The organism is Xanthomonas albilineans, from assembly GCF_002939705.1.
GTDB lineage: Bacteria > Pseudomonadota > Gammaproteobacteria > Xanthomonadales > Xanthomonadaceae > Xanthomonas_A > Xanthomonas_A albilineans.
In genome coordinates, this window is record NZ_MDCB01000005.1 from 1 (window position 1) to 16377 (window position 16377).

At 65.3% G+C, this 16377-nt stretch carries 13 protein-coding genes; all 13 read left to right on the forward strand.

Annotation, left to right across the window (positions count from 1 at the left end):
- Positions 1–2861: YadA-like family protein (locus tag XalbCFBP2523_RS05985; protein WP_045766269.1), on the forward strand; the 2861-nt coding region annotated here is incomplete at its 5' end.
- Positions 2862–3063: 202 nt separating this feature from the next.
- Positions 3064–4908, forward strand: coding sequence for a S8 family peptidase (locus XalbCFBP2523_RS05990; RefSeq protein ID WP_407071009.1), 1845 nt, complete (start codon positions 3064–3066; stop codon positions 4906–4908).
- 235 nt (positions 4909–5143) lie between these two features.
- On the forward strand, positions 5144–6874 hold the full coding sequence (gene gspE / locus XalbCFBP2523_RS05995; RefSeq protein WP_045766267.1) for a type II secretion system ATPase GspE: 1731 nt from the start codon (positions 5144–5146) through the stop codon (positions 6872–6874).
- 124 nt (positions 6875–6998) lie between these two features.
- Positions 6999–8216: a type II secretion system protein XpsF gene (gene xpsF / locus XalbCFBP2523_RS06000; protein WP_045766266.1), complete on the forward strand. Its 1218-nt coding sequence runs from the start codon at positions 6999–7001 to the stop codon at positions 8214–8216.
- A 300-nt stretch (positions 8217–8516) separates the two neighbouring features.
- The gene (gspG, locus tag XalbCFBP2523_RS06005) at positions 8517–8951 is read left to right on the forward strand and encodes a type II secretion system major pseudopilin GspG (RefSeq protein ID WP_012917132.1); all 435 of its coding nucleotides are present in this window, start codon (positions 8517–8519) and stop codon (positions 8949–8951) included.
- 78 nt (positions 8952–9029) lie between these two features.
- Complete coding sequence (gene xpsH / locus XalbCFBP2523_RS06010) at positions 9030–9479, forward strand: type II secretion system protein XpsH (RefSeq protein WP_080928225.1); 450 nt, start codon at positions 9030–9032, stop codon at positions 9477–9479.
- Complete coding sequence (xpsI, locus tag XalbCFBP2523_RS06015; protein WP_045766265.1) at positions 9476–9892, forward strand: type II secretion system protein XpsI; 417 nt, start codon at positions 9476–9478, stop codon at positions 9890–9892. Before xpsH ends, xpsI begins: the two co-directional genes overlap by 4 nt.
- Positions 9889–10542 (forward strand): type II secretion system protein J, encoded by a 654-nt coding sequence (locus XalbCFBP2523_RS06020; RefSeq protein WP_012917129.1) that lies wholly within the window; start codon positions 9889–9891, stop codon positions 10540–10542. Before xpsI ends, XalbCFBP2523_RS06020 begins: the two co-directional genes overlap by 4 nt.
- Positions 10539–11396 (forward strand): type II secretion system minor pseudopilin, encoded by an 858-nt coding sequence (locus XalbCFBP2523_RS06025; protein WP_012917128.1) that lies wholly within the window; start codon positions 10539–10541, stop codon positions 11394–11396. Before XalbCFBP2523_RS06020 ends, XalbCFBP2523_RS06025 begins: the two co-directional genes overlap by 4 nt.
- Positions 11393–12517 carry a PilN domain-containing protein gene (locus tag XalbCFBP2523_RS06030; RefSeq protein ID WP_012917127.1) on the forward strand — a complete coding sequence of 375 codons (1125 nt, stop codon included), beginning with the start codon at positions 11393–11395 and terminating at the stop codon, positions 12515–12517. The genes XalbCFBP2523_RS06025 and XalbCFBP2523_RS06030 overlap by 4 nt, the downstream gene beginning before the upstream one ends.
- The gene (gene gspM, locus XalbCFBP2523_RS06035; protein ID WP_012917126.1) at positions 12498–13301 is read left to right on the forward strand and encodes a type II secretion system protein GspM; all 804 of its coding nucleotides are present in this window, start codon (positions 12498–12500) and stop codon (positions 13299–13301) included. The genes XalbCFBP2523_RS06030 and gspM overlap by 20 nt, the downstream gene beginning before the upstream one ends.
- Entirely contained in the window at positions 13291–14043 is a 753-nt protein-coding gene (xpsN, locus tag XalbCFBP2523_RS06040) for a type II secretion system protein XpsN (RefSeq protein ID WP_012917125.1), read from the forward strand. The genes gspM and xpsN overlap by 11 nt, the downstream gene beginning before the upstream one ends.
- Before the next feature lie 11 nt (positions 14044–14054).
- Positions 14055–16373, forward strand: a complete 2319-nt coding sequence (gene gspD / locus XalbCFBP2523_RS06045) for a type II secretion system secretin GspD (protein WP_045766264.1) — start codon at positions 14055–14057, stop codon at positions 16371–16373.
- The last annotated feature ends 4 nt before the right edge of the window (positions 16374–16377 follow it).

A 16377-nucleotide genomic window follows, 5' to 3' on the forward strand; every position in this document is an offset into this window, starting at 1 on the left:
CCAGTGCGGTCGGCAGCAATGCCACGGCCGTCGGCGCCTCGGCCACGGCGATTGGCGGCATCGCCACGGTGTACGAATACGACGATCTAGGCAACCTCATCGGCAGTCATCAGCAAACCACGCAAGCCATGGGCATTAACGCCACGGCGGTCGGTGGCGGTGCGCAGGCGATGAGTCAGTTTTCGACCGCGGTCGGCGCTGGCACCTCGGCGAGCGGCATTCAGAGCACCGCGCTGGGCTTTCAAGCGCAAACCTCCCAGGATGGTGGCACGGCGGTCGGTGGCCGTTCGCAGGTGTCTGCCTATGTGGGCACGGCCATCGGTTACAACACGCGTGCGGCAGGCGATTACGCCGCTGCGGTGGGTTTCGGCGCGCGGGCGACGGCGACCAGTACCGTGGCAATGGGCATGAATGCGCTTGCCAGTGGAACCGATAGCGTGGCGCTGGGTGGCGTGAGTACCGCTGCGGCCAGCGCCGGCAACGGCGTGACGATCACCGCCGCGACCGGCGTCGGTGGGGTTGCGTTGGGCGCGGGCGCTGAGAGTCAGGCCAACTATGCGATTGCGCTTGGCTACAACGCCAATGTGTTTCCCAATCGACCCGGCAATATCGATTCGGTGGTGATCGGTCACAGCGCCGCATCGTTCGCGCCTTACAGTGTGTCGTTGGGGGGCTATGCACTTGCCACCGGCAACGGCAGCATGGCGCTGGGCGAGAATTCCACCGCCGGCAACGACAACAGCATCGCGCTTGGCGCGCGTTCGGTGACCTCGGACTTTCGAGTCAACGGGACCGCACTCGGGACGGACTCTGCGGCATATGGCGTCGATGCCACTGCGATCGGTGACGGCGCACGGGTCGGTACGTGGCTGGACGATGCGCGCGGCCGTGCGCCGAAAAGTGCGGTGGCGCTGGGGGCGCATTCTTACGCCAGCCGCGACAACAGCGTGTCGATCGGTGATGTTGGTAACGGCCTCACTCGGCAGATCACCAGCGTGGCCGCCGGCACCGAGGCGACCGATGCGGTGAATGTGGCGCAGTTGAATGTGGTCAAACAAGCCGCTGCCGCAACCGGCCAACAGTTCAAGAGCAATAGCGGCAGCGATCCGACGAAGGCTGTCGGCAGCGAGGTGGCGGGCAATGATGCGATCGCTGCAGGTGAGGCGACCAAGGCGCACGGCGATGGCGCTTCGGCATTCGGCAGTGGTGCGCTTGCCGGCGCCCGTTACGCGACCGCTTCCGGCTACAACGCCACTGCCAGCGGGGAGTCCAGCACCGCGCTCGGCGGTGCGCTGTACCACACCGATGCGTCTGGTAAGCAGGTGCTCGATGGTGCCACGACCGCCAGCGCCGTCGGTGCGACTGCGCTGGGTGCCGCCGCGACCGCCAGTGGCCTGCGCAGCTCTGCCATGGGCGTCGGTAGTGTGGCGACTGGGCTTGGTGCTACCGCGTCCGGCGCCGCCAGTTCGGCGACCGGTGCGCGCAGTACCGCCATCGGCCTGCAAACCAATGCCATCGGCGATAACGGCCTGGCGATGGGGTACAACAGCGTTGTCCGTCGCAGTGATGGTGTGGCGCTCGGCGCCAATGCCGGTGTGTCGGCGGACAATGCGGTCGCACTCGGTGCCGGTTCGCGTGTGTACCAGGCCGACACCGTGTCGCTGGGCAGTGGCGACGGCCGCGGCGGCCCCGCCACGCGGCGCATCGTCAACTTGACCGCTGGCAATATCGCGCTAGGCAGTACCGAGGCGATCAATGGTAGCCAGATGTACCAGTCCCTGAGCAGCATGGCGGCGTTCCTTGGGGGCGGTGCCGCCCTCGGTGCGCAGGGGCTGTTCGTCGCGCCGACTTACGTGATCCAGGGCGCCATCTACCACAATGTCGGCGATGCGCTGACGGCGTTGGACAGCAAGGTCAGCGATCTCGCTGCCGGCAGTGGCGGTGTCGCCAGCACCGCGCGCAGCGTGAGATTGGCGGCTGCGCACCCGGTTGCTGCGCAGCAGGCGGCGGTGGTTGCTTCGGCAGCGGTGGCGGTGCCGAGAGCGGTGTTCCCCGCGACGCCGGTATCCGGCAGCCCGCATGCCGCACAGTTCGGTGAGGCTGTGGCAGTCGATACGGTCGGCGGTGCTGCGATTGGGGCGGCGGCGCGCGCCGTCGACACGACTGGGACGGCGATTGGCGCTAGCGCCTATGCGCGCGGCCCCAACGACACCGCGATCGGCAGTAATGCGCTGGTCAATGCCGACGGCAGTACAGCGGTCGGCGCCAACAGTCAGATCGCGGCGGTGGCGACCAATGCCGTGGCGATGGGGGCCGGTGCAAGCGTGAACGCCACTGCGGGGACTGCGTTGGGCCAGGGCGCCACGGTCAATGCGCAGGGCGCGGTGGCGCTCGGGCAGGGTTCGGTTGCCGACCGTGCGCAGACGGTGTCGGTGGGCAGCGCCGGTAACGAACGTCAGCTTGTCAACGTCGCTGCGGGGACTCAGGCCACGGATGCGGTCAACAAGAGCCAGCTCGATAACGGTATGGCGAGCGCCAAGTCCTACACCGATGCGCGTTTCGGCACGATGGCCGATAGCTTCGACATGCTGCGCGGCGACGTCGATGCACGTTTGCGCGATCAGGACCGTCGCATCGACCGTCAGGGCGCGATGAGCGCGGCCATGCTCAATATGGCCACCAGCGCCGCGGGTATCCGCACCCAAAACCGTCTTGGCGCCGGCGTCGGTTTCCAGAACGGTCAATCGGCCTTGTCGGTGGGTTACCAACGCGCGTTCGGCGATCGCGCCACGATGACCATCGGTGGCGCGTTCAGTCGCAACGACAGTTCCGTCGGGGTTGGTGCCGGTTTCGGTTGGTGATCCACCGCGGACGGTGGCATGGCCGCCGTCCGCGACGCAGTGGCTCGAAAGTGCAGACCACGGAACCTTGGCGTGGCCGGGCCAACGGATTCGGAACAAAGCAGTGCCAAGGCCGCAATTGTCGCCTGGTCCACGTAACTTTGAAGGGGATTCCATCGTGATCGACAAGCAACATCTTCGTATCAATGTCATCGCCGCCGCCATGCTGGCCATGTCGCTGGGGGCGTCGGGTGCGTTCGCGGCGGCGGCTGTATCGGCGTTGCCGGTCGAGCAGCCGAGAACGCTCCCGCCTGCCGATGCGGTGACCTCCAACCGCATTCTGGTGCGCTACAAGGCGGGTACCTCCGCAGTCTTCGATCGCTCCGCCAAGCTGTCGGCGGTGCAGGCTGCGGTGTCCCGTGCCAGCAACGGCAAAGGCAACGGCAACGGCATTGCACGCGCGGTCGCGCCCAGCGTGCATGCCGAGTATGTGCGCACCCTGGGCATCGGCGCCGATGTGATCCGCCTGTCCGGCAAACTGAGCAAGGCCGACGTCGATAAGGTGGTCGCGGAAATCGCCTCCGACCCGTCGGTGCAATACGCCCAGATCGATACCATGTTCCATCTCTTGGATCTGCCGCAGGCACAGGCACAGTTCGTGCCCAACGACCCGCTGTACGCCAAGTATCAGTGGCACTTCAGCGACCCTACCGGCGGCATCAATGCGCCTGCCGCGTGGCAGCTGTCCAAGGGCGATGGCGTGGTGGTCGCGGTGCTGGATACCGGCATTCTGCCGAACCATCCGGATGTCGCGGTGAACCTGTTGCCAGGCTACGATTTCATTACCAATGCGGCGGTCTCGCGGCGTCAGACCGACGAACGCGTCCCTGGTGCGCTGGACTACGGCGACTGGATCGAGGACGATAACGTGTGTTATTTCGGCTCCTCGGCCGAGTCCAGCTCATGGCACGGCAGCCACGTCGCCGCTACCATCGCCGAGGCGACGAATAACGGCATCGGAATGGCGGGCGGCGCGCCGAACGTCACTTTGTTGCCTGTGCGGGTGGCTGGTAAGTGCGGTGCCCAATTGTCCGATATTGCCGACGCGATCACCTGGGCCTCGGGCGGCACCGTTGTTGGCGTGCCTGCCAATGCCAATCCAGCCGAGGTCATCAACATAAGCCTGGGTGGCGGTAGCTCCTGCGATCAAGTCACTCAGGATGCGATCAACGGCGCGGTGGCACGCGGCACCACGGTGGTGGTAGCGGCTGGCAACAGCTCGGCCGATGCCAGCAATATCAGTCCTGCTGGTTGCGCGCATGTGATTGCAGTCGGCGCCACCCGAATCACTGGCGGTATGACCGACTACACCAACTACGGTCCGGCCGTGGATCTGTCCGCTCCGGGCGGCGGCGGCTCCATCGATGGCAAACCGGGCGGCTACATCTGGCAGAACGGCTATACCGGCGCGACCACGCCGACTTCCGGCACATACACCTACAAGGGCATGGCCGGCACCTCGATGGCCTCGCCGCACGTGACTGCGGTCGCGGCGCTGGTGCAGAGCGCAGTGATTGCGGCCGGCAAGCCGCCGTTGAGTCCGTCTGCGCTGGAGAACCTGCTCAAGCAGACCGCGCGCCCGTTCCCGGAGTCGATCCCTTCCGGCACGCCGATCGGCACCGGGATTGTCGATGCCAAGGCAGCACTGGACAGAACGCTGCAAAAACCCTGCGATCCGCAGACCCAAAAATGTAAGCTCCCGGCGATTGCACTGACCAGGAACGTGCCGTTCACCGGCCTGGCCGGCGCGGGGGGGAACGAGGTGTTGTACAGCTTCGATGCCCAAGCCGGCTCGGTGCTGAGTTTCCTCACCTACGCTGGCAGCGGCAATGTGTCGTTGTATGTGAGCTTCGGCAAGGAGCCGGGTCCCAGCAACGCCGACGCCAAATCGACCCGCCCAGGCAACAACGAGACCGTGCGTTTCACGACGCCTAAGACGGGTACCTACTACGTCAAGTTGGTTGGAGAGACCAACTACAACGGTGTCAACTTGGTCGCGCGTCAATAAATCCATTCGGCGTAGGAGGCGTCGGGTGTTCCCGGGAAACCCGGCTTCGGCCGGGTTTCCTGCGTTTGCGGCCCATGCTGTGGGCATGTGATATGTCTGGCGTGTCGCCGCGATGACGTTCGGTGCGCCAATCTAGCTCCCGCATGCCGCAGTAGACAGCGGCTGCCATTGGTACGTGGTTCGGCGTTGGCTCATGCCGAACTGCTAAAGTGGACTGTCATCTGGGAGAGATTGCGTGAACGCGCTCGTGAAGGACATTGCTGTCGACGGCGATACGCCCGAAGCCCGCATCGTTGCGGCCTTGCTGGCCAAGGGCCGGCTCAAGGAAAGCGATTTGGCACGTGCGCGCCAGTTGCAGCGCGAAGCCGGTGGCGACCTGCTGTCGCTGTTAGCGCGGCTGGGCTTGGTGTCCGAGCGCGATCATGCCGAGGTCAGTGCCGAAGTGTTGGGCCTGCCGTTGCTCGACGCCAAGCAGCTGCCGGCCACCGCGCCGGAGACCCAATCCGAGGCGCAGCTGCTGTCGCTGCGCTTCCTCAAACAGTTCCACGTCTGTCCGCTGGGCGAGCGCGATGGCGCATTGGAGTTGTGGATGGCCGATCCGCACACCGCATACGCCGCCGACGCTGTTGGCCTGGCCACTGGCATGCGGGTGTTGCCACGGGTGGGGCTGCGCTCGGAGATCGACGACCTGATCGAACGCTGGTTCGGCCAGGGCCGCAGCGCGATGGGCGCGATCGTGGAGACCGCCGACGGCGACAGCGTCGCCACCGACGACATCGAGCACTTGCGCGATCTGGCTTCCGAAGCGCCGGTGATCCGGCTGGTGAACCTGGTGATTCAGCGCGCGGTGGAGTTGCGCGCCTCGGATATCCACATCGAGCCGTTCGAGAGCCGGCTGAAGGTGCGTTACCGCGTGGATGGCGTGCTGATCGACGGCGAAAGCCCACCGGCCAATCTGACCGCGGCGGTGATCAGCCGGGTCAAGATCATGGCCAAGCTCAACATCGCTGAACGCCGTCTGCCGCAGGATGGTCGCATCATGCTGCGCGTGCAGGGCAAGGAACTGGATCTGCGCGTGAGCACCGTGCCGACCGCGCATGGCGAAAGCGTGGTGATGCGCCTGCTCGACCGCGAGACGGTGGTGTTCGACTTCCACCGGCTCGGTTTCACCGATGCGTTCCTGCCGCAGTTCCGCAAAGTGCTGGAACAGCCGCACGGCATCCTGCTGGTCACCGGCCCGACCGGCTCGGGCAAGACCACCACGTTGTACACCGCCTTGAGCCAGCTCAACACCGCCGACGTCAAGATCATCACTGTCGAAGATCCGGTCGAGTACCAGATCGAGGGCATCAACCAGATTCAGGCCAAGCCGCAGATCGGCCTGGATTTCTCGCACGCCTTACGCAGCATCGTGCGCCAGGACCCGGACATCATCATGATCGGCGAAATGCGCGACCTGGAAACCGCACGTATCGCGATCCAGTCCGCGCTCACCGGCCATTTGGTGCTGTCCACCCTGCACACCAACAACGCCTCCGGCGGCATTACCCGCCTGCTGGACATGGGCGTGGAGGATTACCTGCTCACCTCCACAATCAATGGTATCCTCGCCCAGCGTCTGGTGCGGCGGCTGGAGCCGACCCATGCCGAACGCTATGCGGCCTCGCAGGAGGAAATCGAGCGATTCGAACTGCGCCGGTTGCAGCCGGAGGGCGAGATCTTCCTGTACCGCCCTAGACCTTCGGCGATTGCGCCGACCGGATACGTCGGTCGGACCACCATCATGGAGTTCCTGGTGATGAACGATGCGCTGCGCCGTGCGGTGATGCGCCACGCCGGCATGGGCGAGATCGAGCAACTGGCGCGCGAGGCCGGTATGCGGACCATGTACGAGGACGGCCTGGCCAAGGCGCTCAGCGGCCAGACCACGATCGAGGAAGTGCTGCGCGTGACGGAGGAAACTTGATGCGCGCGGTGCGTCGCGCAAGAGCGCAAACGCGCCTGGTCCCGTCCCTGTGGTGCAAGTTTGCGGTGATGGTCCATGGCGTCCTGCCCGTGTCCCCACTCTCGACGCCCGAGTTCCGTTGCTGATGCCTCCTCTGTACCGTTACAAAGCCCTCGATTCGCGCGGCGAGATTCTGGAAGGGCAGATGGACGCCGCCAGCGAAGCGGAGGTGGCGCTGCGTCTGCAGGAACAGGGGCATATGCCGATACAGGCCAAGCTCGCCACCGAGGGCGGCGGCACTTCGCTGCGCGGCCTATTTCGCACCAAACCGTTCGACGGCGCCGCGCTGGTGCAGTTCACACAGCAATTGGCGACCCTCCTCGGCGCTGGTCAGCCGCTGGATCGCGCGTTGTCGATCCTGTTGGAGTTGCCCGAGGACGAACGCTCCAAACGTACCATCGGCGACATTCGCGACGCCGTGCGCGGCGGCGCGCCGCTGTCCACCGCGCTGGAACGGCAACATGGCTTGTTCTCGCGCTTGTACATCAATATGGTGCGGGCGGGCGAGGCGGGCGGTAGCCTGCACGATACCCTGCAACGTCTGGCCGAATACCTGGAACGCAGCCGCGAATTGCGCGGCCGGGTGATCAATGCGCTGATCTATCCGGCGATCTTGGTCAGCGTGGTCGGCTGTGCTCTGTTGTTCCTGCTCGGCTATGTGGTGCCGCAGTTCGCGCAGATGTACGAGAGCCTGGATGTCGCCTTGCCGTGGTTTACCCAGGCGGTGCTGAGCGTGGGCCTGTTCGTGCGCGATTGGTGGATCGTGCTGTTGGTGGTGCCCGCGCTGACCGTGTTGGTGGTGGACCGCAAACGTCGCGATCCGGCGTTCCGGGCCAGCTTCGATGCCTGGTTACTCGGACAACGCTTCGTCGGCGCACTGATCGCACGCCTGGAGACAGCACGGCTGACCCGTACCCTGGGTACTCTGCTGCGCAATGGCGTGCCGCTGCTGGCGGCATTGGGCATCTCGCGCAACGTGTTGTCGAACTTGGCGTTGATCGAGGATGTCAGTACCGCGGCCGATGACGTGAAGAATGGCCACGGTTTGTCGGCGTCGTTGTCCAAGGGCAAGCGCTTCCCGCGGCTGGCACTGCAGATGATTCAGGTGGGCGAGGAGTCCGGCGCCCTCGACATCATGCTGCTCAAGACCGCCGATACCTTCGAACAGGAGACCGCGCAGGCGATCGATCGCCTGCTTGCGGCCATGGTCCCGGCGATCACCCTGGTGTTGGCCTCGGTGGTCGGTCTGGTGATCATCTCCGTCCTCGTGCCTCTCTACGACCTGACCAATGCAATCGGGTGAGGCATCACGCACGTTCCATGGCGCATATGACACTGTTCACGCCGGCCAAGTCCGGTGCTGTATCGCGATCACGGAGTGTGACGCTGGCCCATTCCCGAGGGGAACCTTCGGCTGCCTGCCCTGTCACACTTCATGCGGGAGTTTGCATGCAGATTTCCGCGTTTCGTGCGTAGACGGCGGCGGTGCCGTGCGCTCCCCGCGGGCCGTAGGCGTGAAGTGCAACCGCACGCTCCGCGCACGGCCGCTGTCGTTTTCACCGCGTTTGGCTACATAGGTTTTCCACCGCAAGGACCCGAGGCAATGCGAAATCTCCGCTCCATCACCCGTTCCCCCTCCGCCGCGCGACAGTCCGGTATGAGTCTGCTGGAAATCATCATCGTCATCGTGCTGATCGGCGCGGTGCTGACTCTGGTTGGCAGCCGCGTGCTCGGTGGTGCCGATCGCGGCAAGGCCAATCTGGCCAAGTCGCAGATCCAGACCCTGGCCGGCAAAATCGACAACTACCAGTTGGATACCGGCAAGCTGCCATCCAAGCTCGACGATCTGGTCACCGCGCCAGGCGGTGTCAATGGCTGGCTGGGTCCGTATGCCAAACCTGCCGAACTCAACGACCCATGGGGCCATCCGATCGAATACAAGGTGCCCGGCGACGGTCGTCCGTTCGATCTGATCAGCCTGGGCAAGGATGGTCAGCCCGGCGGCAGTAGCTACGACGCGGATATCAAGTACGAGTGATCCGACGCCGTGATTCAGGCCCTTGCCGGCGGTCTGCGCTCGGGCGCGCGGGAGCGCGTCGCGGTGCCATGTGCGCGCATGCGCGGCGTGTCGCTGCTGGAGATGTTGCTGGTGATCGGTCTGATCGCGATGGCTGCGGTTCTGGCCGCGTCGGTCTTGAGTGGCGGTATCGATGGGATGCGTTTGCGCTCGGCGGCCAAGGAAATCGCTGCGCAGTTGCGCTATACGCGTGCACAGGCCATCGCCACCGGACAGCCACAGCGGTTTCTGATCGATCCGCAGATGCACACCTGGCAGGCGCCCAATGGCCGTCACGGCGAAATCCCGCCGTCGCTGACGGTGCGTTTCAGCGGTGCGCGTCAGGCGCAGCAGCGCGAAGGCCAAGGTGCCATCGCGTTCTTCGAAGACGGCGCCGCCACGGGCGGACGCATCGAACTGCAAGCGCGGCAGACACTTTGGCGTATCGATGTGAGCTGGCTCACCGGCGCGGTCAAGGTGGGGCGGCCGCCGCAGCAGGATCGGCCATGAGACGGCAACGCGGCTACACCCTGATCGAGGTGATTGTGGCGTTTGCGCTGTTGGCCTTGGCGCTGACCTTGTTGCTGGGGTCGCTGTCCGGCGCGGCGCGCCAGGTACAGCGAGCCGACCAGCTCAGTCGCGCCACGCTGTATGCGCAGTCGCTGCTGGCCGCGCAGGGAGTGGAGCAGCCCCTGCAGCCCGGCCACACCCAGGGCGACTTCGAGCAAGGCCGCTTTCACTGGACGCTGGACGTGGCGCCCTATGTCGATCCACGGCGCCCTCCGGATGCGGCCGTGGCGCTGGGCGCTCCCACGTTGTTGCAACTGGATTTGCAGGTGCGTTGGGGCGATGCGTCGGCGCAGGTGCTGCACTGGCAGACGTTGCGTCTGGTCAATCCGCAGGCCGCGGGGATCCCGCTATGACCTCTGCGCCCCGTCGCGCCGCTGCCGGTGGCTTCACACTGATCGAAGTATTGCTTGCCACGGTGTTGCTGGTCGGCGGCCTCACCCTTGCGTTTGCCACTTTGCGCTCGGCGACCGCCATTAGTGGCCGTGGCGAGGCGATCGCTGGGCGCAGCGAGCAGATACGTGCGGTGGAGGGCTTCCTGCGTCAGCGTCTGAGCGGTGCCAAGCCGATGGTCATGAACATCGATCCGCAGACGTTGCAGCAGGTGCGATTCGTCGGTGAGCCACAGCGGATGCAGTTCGTGGCCGATCTGCCCAGCTATCTTGGCCGTGGCGGTCCCTATCTGCACGACCTGCAAGTGAGTGGCGAGGGCGACCATCGGCAATTGGCTATCGCCTTGGTGCAGGTACAGGCTGGCAAGCAGTTGCCGGAATCCACCCCGCGTCCGCCCGAGCCGTTGGCCGAGGATCTGCGCGAGGTGCGCTTCCGTTATCGCGGCATCGATCCCGAGCGCGGCACGATCGGATCCTGGCAGGAGCGCTGGACGCGTATCGACACGCTGCCGCTACTGGTTTCGATCGAATTGCGTGGCGGCGACGGCACCGTGTGGCCACCGTTGGTGGTCGCGCTGCGCCAGGCTGGTGGCATGGCGGGGGGGCACCAATGAAGCCGGTATCGGAGCGGAGCCGCGGGGCGGCGCTGGTGCTGGTGCTGTGGTTGATCGCGTTGCTCACTGCGCTGATCGGCGCGTTTGCACTCACCGCGCGCACCGAAGGTCTGGAAGGCAAGGTGCTGGGCGACGGTGCGCAAGCGCAGGAGCGCGCCCGCGCCGGACTGGAGTACGGGCTGACCCGGCTCGCCAGTACCGCGACGCAGCCGGGCTGGCGTGTCGATGGGCGCCGTTATCGCTGGCAATACGCCGACGCCACCGTGGATCTGCGGCTGACCGACGAGAGCGGCAAGGTCGACGTGAACAAGGCCGATGCGTCGTTGCTTGCCGCACTGATCCGCGCGGTTGGCGAAGACCCGCAGCGTGCCCAGCGCATCGCCGGAGCGATCGTGGACTGGCGCGATCCGGATAATCTCAGTCAGCCCGGCGGTGGTGCCGAGGATCCGGACTATGCCGCCGCGGGCCTGCCCTATGGTGCGAAGGATGCGCCGTTCGAGAGTCTGGACGAACTGCAACTGGTGCTGGGCATGGACCCAGCGCTGTACGCCAAGCTATTGCCCAATGTCACGCTATATAGCGGAATTCTGCGCCCGGCCCCGGAGTTCGCGCCGGCCCCGGTGCTCACTGCGCTGGGCATGGATGCGCAACAGGTGCTCGCGCAGCGCGAGCGTAACGACCAGACACCAGGCATTGGGGCGTCCGGGCGCGGCACCTACAGCGTCGAAAGTCGGGCGCGTTTGGAGAACGGGCGCGAGGCGGTTCTACGCGCAATCGTGCGATTGGGCTCGTCGCCGCTACCTGGCTCCGCCTACACTGTGCTGCGATGGGAAGAAGGATCGACAGTGCGATGAAGGTGTGGCGCGACACGATGGGAAAAATTGGCTTGCGCCTCGCCCCCGGTGCCGGTGGCCTGTTGGCCTGGTGGCAGCGCTCGCTGATGGCGTGGCTGCCGCCGCGCTGGCAGCTGCAACTGGGCTGGTCGCAGGCGCGGTTGTTGCTATGGCGCCAGGACGATCAACTGATGTTGGCGCGGCAGGTCGACGCCGAGTTGGGTCAGGCGCTGGCCTTGCCGTGGCCGCTGCTGCCCGACGAACTGGATGCGGTGTTGGGGCCGCGGCTGGCCGCACTGCCGCGGGTATGGCTGCTGCCGGCGGCATCAGCGTTGCAACGTCGGTTGCGGCTGCCGGTTGCGGCTGCCCAACATCTGCACGAGGTGGTTAAGTTCGAGATCGACCGGCAGACCCCGTTCCAGCCCGACCAGGTGATCTACGACGTGCGCGCCGACGGTCACCGCGACGATGCCCAGCTCGATGCCGAACTGGTGGTGGCTCCGCGCTCGGTTCTGGAAGATCTGCAGGTCGCTGCTGGTGCGTTGCGTCCGACCCTGGCCGGCATCGATGTGGCCGATGCCGTTGGGGTGCCGCTGGGGGTCAATCTGCTGCCGTTGGAACAGCGCTATCGTCGTGCCGATCCGATGCGGCGCTGGAACGCGATTCTGGCCGTCGTCGCGTTGTTGGCGTTGTGTGCGGCTGGCTGGCAACTGCTCGATAACCGCCGCGATGCACTGCAACAGCTACGCATGCAGGTGGATAGTAGCGCGCAGCGCGCCCGCGCGGTCGCCGCGCAGCGCCAGCAATTGGTCGATCTGGTCGAAGGCGCAGCGTTTTTCGATCAACTGCGCGCCGAGCACCCGACGGCAGTGGAAGTCTGGAACGAATTGAGCAAGCGCCTTCCCGAGGGTACGTATCTGGAAAAATTCTCGATCGAGGGGGACCAGTTGCAACTGATTGGCCTCAGCAGCGAAGCGTCCTCGCTGGTTGGTCGGCTGGAAGGCTCGCCGTTGTGGCACGCGCCCTCCCTGACCGGCGTACTGCAGTCCGATCCGGGCAGCCACCGTGACCGCTTCACCCTCACCGCCACATTGGTGGGGAGCAAGCACAAGGAGGCCGCCGATGCCGGTGCAGGTCGATAAGCGCGATCGCTGGCTGGCGCTGGGGCTGCTGCTGGCGGTGCTGGTGATCAGTTATCTGGCGCTGGTGCATCCATGGTGGAGCGTGCCGATGCATGAGGTCGAGGTGCAGATCCAGGACCTGCGCCAGCGCGAGTTGCGCGTGCGTATGCAACTGCAACAGGCGCCGGAAGTGACGCAACGGCTCCATCAGGCAGAGCGCGAACTGGCGACGCGTCCAGGTTTTTTGCGCGAGGCCTCGGCCGAGTTGGCTTCGGCGGGCCTGGTGCAGCGCCTGGAGAGCGCAGTGGCCACGGCGAGCCCGGGGAACCGCAGTTGCGCGATCAGTAATCGCTCGCCATTGGCTGCCGACAACCGCCGCGACCGTTTCACTCGCGTCGCGGTGCAGGTGCGGCTGCGCTGCGGCACTCCGGAATTAGCGGCGGTGCTGCACGCACTGGAAAGCGGGACGCCGGCGCTGTTTATCGATAATCTCAACGTGATGGCGCAGCGCTACCAGCTGTCGCTGAGCGAAAGCGGTAACGGTCTGGATGTGGCGTTCGAGTTGGCTGGCTACCTGCGGCCGAATGCCATGCCGGCATCGACGGATGCATCGGCGGCGGCTGCGCCGCAGGCGACTGCTGAGCCGGTGATGGATGTCGATACCCCGGCTGGCGATGGGGCGGGCGAACTTGTGCCGACTCCAGCGCCCGCGCCTGCGGTACCCGTATCACCGGCTTTAGCGCCTACACCACACACACCACCCAAGCAGTTACCGCACCAGTCGGTGGACCGTCATGCGGGTTGAGGCGATGGGACTGCGCACCATATGGCTGGGAACCCTGGCACTGTGGGGGCTGCTGATCTGGGTACTGGGCCTGGCGGGTCTCGGCGAGCGCATCGCGCCGCTACCCGACGACCCGGCCATGGTTCCGAGCCTGCCCACCTTGCCCAAGGCGGCACCGGATCGGCTTGCCGATTTATCGCACTACGGCGAGATCGCCGCGCGCCCGGTGTTCGCCGAGGACCGCCGACCGCATCCATTTTTCCTCACTGCCGACAACGGTCAGACAGCCGCGCCGACGGTGCGCTTGACCGGGGTGCTGCTCACGGATGACTTCAAGATGGCCACGCTGACCACCGAGCATGGCGAATCGCTGCGCTTACAGGAAGGTCACGATCCGGTGCAGGGCTGGCGGCTGCTGTCGCTGGAGCCGCGTCGGGCGGTGATCAGCGGCGGTGGCGGCACCCAGACCCTGGAGTTGAAGGTGTTCGACGGCAAGGGCGGGCAGCCGCCGACCGTACTCGGCCACGGTGCCCGCGCACCGGTTGCGCAGCCTGGTGTGTCGAATGTGCAGCCCAACACCGTCCCCGCGCCGCACCTGCCGTCCCCGCCAGGCTCCCCCCCGGTGCAAGCCACGCCGTCCCCGCCTGCGGCGTCTTCGGGGCCATCATCCGAGCAGTTGCAGGCGATCCGTGAACGGATCGAAGCCCGCCGCCGGCAATTGCAACAACAGAGCCAGACCCCCCCCTCCGGCCAGAACCCTTGAAGAGTGATCGCATGACGCCGCGCCTGTTTTCCTTGTTTCTCGCGATCGGCCTGGTGGCCGGCTGCGCAACCACTCCCTCGCCCGACGTCCGCCGTGGCGCCGCGATCAATTCCAATGTCGGTCAAGCTGGCAGCTCGCAGTCTGTTGCAGCGGGCGGCAAGGCCGATCCCGATGCGTTCCCTGCGCGGGCGACGCCGGTGATCCATCACGGTAGCGGCAGCATGATCAACTCCGCGGCTGCCTCCGCGCCGGCGCCGTCGCTGGCCAATGCCAGAAGCGGTAGCGCCACGTTCAACTTCGAGGGCGAATCGCTGCAGGCGGTGGTCAAGGCGATTCTCGGCGACATGCTCGGGCAGAACTATGTGATCGCGCCGGGCGTGCAGGGGACGGTGACCCTGGCGACCCCCAAGCCGGTCTCGCCGGCACAGGCGTTGAATCTGTTGGAAATGGTGCTGGGCTGGAACAACGCCCGTATGGTCTACAGCGGCGGTCGCTACAACATCGTTCCCGCCGATCAGGCGCTGGCCGGCACGGTCGCGCCGAGCAGCGCCTCGCCTGCCAGTGCGCGCGGTTTCGAGGTGCGGGTGGTGCCGCTGAAGTTCATCTCCGCCAGTGAGATGAAGAAGGTGCTGGAACCCTACGCGCGTCCGAATGCGATCGTCGGGATCGACAACGCGCGCAATGTCATCACCCTGGGCGGTACCCGCGTCGAGCTGGAAAATTACCTGCGCACTGTGCAGATCTTCGATGTGGACTGGCTGTCGGGGATGTCGGTGGGTGTGTTTCCGATCCAGTTCGGTAAGGCGGATAAGGTTGCCTCGGACCTGGAGAAGGTGTTCGGCGAGAATAGCAAGACGCCCAGTGCCGGCATGTTCCGTTTCATGCCGCTGGAGAATGTCAATGCGGTGTTGGTGATCACCCCGCAGGCGCGCTATCTGGACCAGATCCAGGAATGGCTGGATCGTATCGACAGTGCAGGCGGCGGTGCACGGCTGTTCTCTTACGAACTCAAATACATCAAGGCCAGAGATTTGGCCGAGCGTTTGTCCGAGGTGTTTGGTGGGGGCGGCAGCAATCGCGGCGATCCCAATGTTTCGTTGATGCCCGGCATGCAGATGAACCAGTTGAACGGCGGCGGCAGTTTTGGCGGTAGCGACCTCAGCATGAGCGGCGGTAACAGCAGCTTCGGCGGCGGGAATCTGGGTGGCAGCGGGAGCGATATCAATTCCTTGGGCGGCGGTGGTTCCTCCAGTGGCATCGGCAGCGGCGGCGGGCTGGGGAATGGCGGCCTGCAACTGTCGCCGCGCACCGCCGGCAACGGCAGCGTGACTCTGGAAGTGCAGGGCGACAAGGTCGGCGTCGCGGCGGTGGAGGAAACCAATACCCTGCTGGTGCGTTCCACACCGCAGGCTTGGCGTTCCATTCGCGACGTGGTCGAGAAGCTCGACGTGATGCCGATGCAGGTGCACATCGAAGCGCAGGTGGCCGAGGTCAGCCTGACCGGCGATTTGCAGTATGGGGTCAATTGGTTCTTCGAAAATTCGGTCAACGCGTCCACCGATGGGAGCGCGGCGAATGGGACGGGGATTGGTCGTGGTGCGGGTCTGCCCAGCGCCGCCGGTCGCAAGATATGGGGCGACATCGCCGGCAAAATCGGCAGTGATGGCGTGGGTTGGACTTTCCTCGGCAGAAACGCCGCGGCGGTGATCACCGCGCTGGACAAGGTCACCAACCTCAAGCTGCTGCAGACGCCGTCGGTGTTCGTGCGCAACAATGCCGAAGCCACGCTCAATGTGGGCACGCGCATCCCGATTAACTCCACCTCGATCAATACCGGGATCGGCATCGATTCCAGTTATTCGTCGGTGCAGTACATCGATACCGGTGTGATTCTCAAGGTGCGTCCGCGAGTCACCAAGGACGGGATGGTGTTCTTGGATATCGTGCAGGAAGTGAGCACGCCTAGCGCGCGGCCGGCCGCATGTACCGCCGGCACGACCAATGTGGTCAACACTTCGGCCTGCAACGTGGACATCAATACGCGCCGGGTCAAGACCGAAGCGGCGGTGCAAAGTGGCGATACCATCATGCTGGCTGGCCTGATCAACGACAGCACAGTGGATAGCAGTCTCGGCGTGCCGTTCCTCAGCAAGATGCCGGTGATCGGTGCGCTGTTCGGACAGAAGACCCAGCAGAAAAACCGCAACGAAGTGATCGTGCTGTTGACCCCGACGATCGTGCGCGACCCGCAGGAAGCGCGCAATCTCACCGACGAGTACGGGCAAAAATTCAAGGCCATGCAGCCGCTCCCGGCGCCCGGCAAAAAGTAAGCGC

What these genes read in the sequence shown, in the direction of transcription:
- XalbCFBP2523_RS05990 (WP_407071009.1), top strand. Translation starts at nt 3,064, where the DNA reads ATGCTGGCCATGTCGCTGGGGGCGTCGGGTGCGTTCGCGGCGGCGGCT.
- xpsF (WP_045766266.1), top strand. Translation starts at nt 6,999, where the DNA reads ATGCCTCCTCTGTACCGTTACAAAGCCCTCGATTCGCGCGGCGAGATT.
- gspG (WP_012917132.1), top strand. Translation starts at nt 8,517, where the DNA reads ATGCGAAATCTCCGCTCCATCACCCGTTCCCCCTCCGCCGCGCGACAG.
- xpsH (WP_080928225.1), top strand. Translation starts at nt 9,030, where the DNA reads ATGCGCGGCGTGTCGCTGCTGGAGATGTTGCTGGTGATCGGTCTGATC.
- xpsI (WP_045766265.1), top strand. Translation starts at nt 9,476, where the DNA reads ATGAGACGGCAACGCGGCTACACCCTGATCGAGGTGATTGTGGCGTTT.
- XalbCFBP2523_RS06020 (WP_012917129.1), top strand. Translation starts at nt 9,889, where the DNA reads ATGACCTCTGCGCCCCGTCGCGCCGCTGCCGGTGGCTTCACACTGATC.
- XalbCFBP2523_RS06025 (WP_012917128.1), top strand. Translation starts at nt 10,539, where the DNA reads ATGAAGCCGGTATCGGAGCGGAGCCGCGGGGCGGCGCTGGTGCTGGTG.
- XalbCFBP2523_RS06030 (WP_012917127.1), top strand. Translation starts at nt 11,393, where the DNA reads ATGAAGGTGTGGCGCGACACGATGGGAAAAATTGGCTTGCGCCTCGCC.
- gspM (WP_012917126.1), top strand. Translation starts at nt 12,498, where the DNA reads ATGCCGGTGCAGGTCGATAAGCGCGATCGCTGGCTGGCGCTGGGGCTG.
- xpsN (WP_012917125.1), top strand. Translation starts at nt 13,291, where the DNA reads ATGCGGGTTGAGGCGATGGGACTGCGCACCATATGGCTGGGAACCCTG.
- gspD (WP_045766264.1), top strand. Translation starts at nt 14,055, where the DNA reads ATGACGCCGCGCCTGTTTTCCTTGTTTCTCGCGATCGGCCTGGTGGCC.